The organism is Myxococcus vastator (assembly GCF_010894475.1).
GTDB classification, from domain to species: Bacteria; Myxococcota; Myxococcia; order Myxococcales; family Myxococcaceae; genus Myxococcus; species Myxococcus vastator.
In genome coordinates this window covers 1-3,987 of sequence record NZ_JAAIYB010000596.1, presented here as the reverse complement: position 1 = coordinate 3,987, position 3,987 = coordinate 1, and the positions used below count along the sequence as shown (strand labels likewise).

The following is a 3,987-nucleotide window of genomic DNA, read 5'->3' as shown; positions in this document are numbered from 1 at the left end:
CCTCCTGACCTGACAGCAAAGGCTCCACCTCCCCCATGTCCCCACAGCGCATCCTGGTCGTCGACGATGAGGACAATGCCCGCCGGGCGATTGCCACCATCCTGAATGAGGAAGGCTACGAAGTGGCCGAGGCCGCCAACGGCGCCGAGGCCCTGGTCCGCATCGGCGAGTTCTCCCCCGCGGTGGTGCTCACCGACGTCCGCATGCCGCAGATGGACGGCCTCACGCTGCTGAAGACGGCGCGCGAGCAGGGCAGCGACGCCACCTTCGTGATGATGACGGCGTTCGCCAGCGTGGAGACGGCCGTGGAGGCCATGAAGTCCGGCGCGGACAACTTCCTGCTCAAGCCGCTGGACGCGGACCAGGTGCTCGTCACCCTGGGCAAGGCGCTGGAGAAGCGCAGCCTGCGCCAGGAGGCCGAGGCCCTGAGAGACCAGGTGCGCTCGCGCGTGCGCCGCTTCCACGACATCATCGGCGAGTCGCCCCAGCTCCAGGGCGTCTACGACGTCATCCGCCGGACAGCGGGCACGCGCGCCACGGTGCTCATCCTGGGTGAGTCGGGCACGGGCAAGGAGTTGATTGCCCAGGCCCTGCACCAGGAGTCGCCACGCAAGGACAAGCCCTTCATCCGGGTGCACTGCGCGGCCCTGTCGGAGAACCTGTTGGAGAGCGAGCTGTTCGGTCACGAGAAGGGCTCATTCACGGGGGCGCTGGCCCGGAAGGAAGGCCGCTTCGAGCTGGCGGACGGCGGCACGCTGTTCCTGGACGAGATTGGAGAAATCTCCCCCGCCGTGCAGGTGAAGCTGCTGCGCGTGCTCCAGCAGCGTGAGTTCGAGCGCGTGGGCGGCACCCAGACGCTGAAGGTGGACGTGCGCATCGTCGCGGCCACGCACCGGGACCTGGTGGCCGAGGTGAAGGCGGGCCGGTTCCGAGAGGACCTCTACTACCGGCTCAACGTGGTGAGCGTGACGCTGCCGCCGCTGAGGGACCGCAAGAGCGACGTGCCCGCGCTGGTGAACCACTTCCTGGAGAAGTACAGCGATTCGTACGGCAAGCAGGTGCGGGGCCTGGCGCCCGGGACGCTCCAGGCGCTGCTGTCCCATGACTGGCCAGGCAACATCCGCGAGCTGGAGAACGCCATCGAGCGCGCGGTGGTGCTGGCGCAGGGGCAGGAGCTGTCCACGGATGACCTGCCGCCCGTGCTGAGGGGCCCCCGGCCGCATGGGACGTCCACGGGGGCGCTCATCCCGGGCGCCACGCTGGCGGCGATTGAACGCGAGGCCATCCTGCGCACGCTGGAGATGGTGCAGGGCTCCACGTCACGGGCCGCCGAGGTGCTGGGCATCAGCGTGCGCAAGATTCAGTACCGGCTCAAGGAGTACGGCACGCCGGGCGGCGCGCCGCTGAAGGCCGTGACCGACGACGCGGATGACCTGGCCGCGGAGTCGTAGCGGCTTTGGTGGACGGGCCGGGGCCCTGCTACCGTGCCCTGGATGAGCTGGAGAGCGAGGCGCGCCGCGGTTCACCGGGGCAACGTGCTGCTGCGTGTCCTGGTCTGGAGCGTGAGCGGAATCCTGCTGCTCGCCGTGCTGGCCATCGTGGCCTTCCACATCTGGTCCCAACGCCAGTACGGCCCGGCCATCGAGCAGTTCCGCGCCGACGTCACGGCACAGGTGGACTTCTTCTGCGAGCAGCAGGCGCTGCTGGGCGCGGAACCCTGGTTTCACGAACCACGGCCCCCGGGCGACGCGGGCCCGCTGCTCAATGAATGGCTCCGCGTGGCGTCCGGCCCGCCCGATTTGGGGGAGTCACCACTGCGGCTCCCGAGGCACCTGCTGTTGCTCCAGAAGTTTGGGAGTCAAGAGGACTGGGGGACATCGGACCTGGAGCTCTCCAGCCTGGACTTCGGCTGGATGCGCCAGATGCATGCGTTCGACCACTGGAATGCCATTCCGCGCGCGGCCATCCCGCCGGGCAAGCCCTTTGACCTGATGTCCGCGTCCCTTCCGGAGTTCTCGCTCCTGACGCTCTGGGCGAAGCTGCGGCTCCGGCATGCGGTTGAGCAGGGGACGCCGCTGGAGGCCGTGCGCGACGTGAGGCAGCTCGCGTGGCTGGCCTATCGCACGGACACCCTGGTGGGCGGCATGGTCGCCATTTCCTTGCTCACGATTGAGCACAAGCTCCACGCCACCTTGGTGAACCCTCCGCCCGACTGGCGGCCCTTGAGCCCCAAGCAACTGAAGCGCTTCGCGGCCGTGCTCCAGTCCGCCCCGTCCTTTTCGAGCATCGCTTCGCCCGTGGAGGTCAGCCGGAAGGCACGCGCGTGTCAACCTGCCATCGGCCGCTGCGTTGGACTGGTGGAAGCCGCCATGTTCGGCCGGTTCCTGGAGCCCTACGCCAAGGGCGCGTACCGCGGGGCGTATGCGGCGCTCAAGGCAGACAGCGCGGCGAGCACCTGCCCCACGCAATTGCTGGCGGCAGTCTGGGAGCAAGGGCACACCGTCACCGATGAGCAGGCGCGACATGGCGCGGGGGACGAAAGCGCATCGGCGGCGCGCTGGATTCTCACGACCGCCGTCAAGGTCCCCATCGCGAACCAAATCCTGTCAACCACGCTGACGAGCCTCGACACGCTCCGCGAGCTCAACGCCCTGTCACCCGCCCCTTAGCAAGGGCAATGCCTTCCAGGACCGGACATCTACGACAAGCGTCGTTGACTCTTACGACGGCCGTCGTAATACTCCGCGAGATGACCACCCACGCCCTCCCGCAGCCGACGCGTGCCGAGCTGGCCATCCTCCGTGTGCTCTGGAAGCAGGGCCCCAGCACCGTCCGGCAGGTGCACGAGCTGCTCCGGGGCACCCAGGACAAGGACACCGGCTACACCACGGTCCTCAAGCTCCTCCAGAACATGACGGAGAAAGGCATCGTCCAGCGTGACGAGAGCGAGCGGACCCATGTCTATGAAGCCGCCCTCAGCGAGACGCGCACCCAGCGCGACCTCCTGCGCGACTTGATGGACCGGGCCTTCGGGGGGTCGGCCACGTCGGTCGTGGCCCAGGCGTTGTCCATGAAGCGCGCCTCCGCCGAGGAGCTGGCGGAGATTCGCAGGCTGCTCGACGCACACGAAAAGCGGGGGAAGTGATGGACGCGCGTTATCTCCACGCCTTGGAGCAGGCCCTGCTCGGCTTCCTGTGGCAGGGCGCGGTGGTGGCCCTGGCGGTCGCCGGTATCCTGGCCCTGACGCCGCAGCGCGCCGCGCGGACGCGCTACGCCACCGCGTGCCTGGGGCTGGTGGCCATGGCCGTGCTGCCCGTCGTGACGTTCCTGACGGCGTTGGCGGAGGCCTCGCGCGCCGTGACGTTCGGCGCCTTCGACACCCTGGCCCAGTCCAGCATGCTGACCGTGATCACGACGGAGCCCGCGTCCCTGGCGGCGCCGCACTGGACGGAGGTGCTCCGGCCCTGGCTGCTGCCGGCGTGGTGCTGCGGCGTGTTGCTCCTGTCAGCCCGGACCGTGGTCGCGTGGCTCATCACCCACCGGCTGGCCCGGCAGGAGACGCAGGCCCCCTCCGCCCCCTGGCGCGAGGCGCTGACGCGTGCGTTGCGCCACGTCCGCCTGTCCCGGCCCGTGCGCCTGCTGGCCTCCGCCCGCGTCGACGTGCCCATGGTCATCGGCCTGTGGCGCCCCCTCATCCTGGTGCCGACGGGTGCCCTCACCGGGCTGTCCGCCGCTCAGTTGGAGGCCATCCTCGCCCACGAGCTGGCCCACATCCGGCGCCACGACTACCTGGTCAACCTCCTCCAGTCCTTCGTGGAAACCCTCCTCTTCTACCACCCGGCCGTCTGGTGGCTGTCCCACCGCATCCGCGAGGAGCGCGAGCACTGCGCGGATGACCTGGCCGTCCAGTGCTGCGGGGATGTGCTGCTCTACGCCCGCGCCCTGGCCCACATCGAGGAGCTGCGCCTGGCCCCTTCACCCCACCCC

At 69.3% G+C, this 3,987-nt stretch carries 4 protein-coding genes; all 4 read left to right on the top strand.

The features are described 5' to 3' along the window. Positions 1–35: 35 nt before the first annotated feature. Positions 36–1,451 (top strand): sigma-54-dependent transcriptional regulator, encoded by a 1,416-nt coding sequence (locus G4D87_RS34540; protein ID WP_163786927.1) that lies wholly within the window; start codon positions 36–38, stop codon positions 1,449–1,451. Positions 1,452–1,535: 84 nt separating this feature from the next. Then, on the top strand, positions 1,536–2,669 hold the full coding sequence (locus tag G4D87_RS34535; protein WP_163786928.1) for a hypothetical protein: 1,134 nt from the start codon (positions 1,536–1,538) through the stop codon (positions 2,667–2,669). A gap of 80 nt (positions 2,670–2,749) precedes the next feature. Further along, complete coding sequence (locus G4D87_RS34530) at positions 2,750–3,145, top strand: BlaI/MecI/CopY family transcriptional regulator (RefSeq protein ID WP_163786926.1); 396 nt, start codon at positions 2,750–2,752, stop codon at positions 3,143–3,145. Beyond that, positions 3,145–3,987, top strand: an 843-nt coding sequence (locus tag G4D87_RS34525) for a M56 family metallopeptidase (RefSeq protein WP_240358843.1), incomplete at its 3' end; no start/stop codon positions are given. The genes G4D87_RS34530 and G4D87_RS34525, both read left to right, overlap by 1 nt.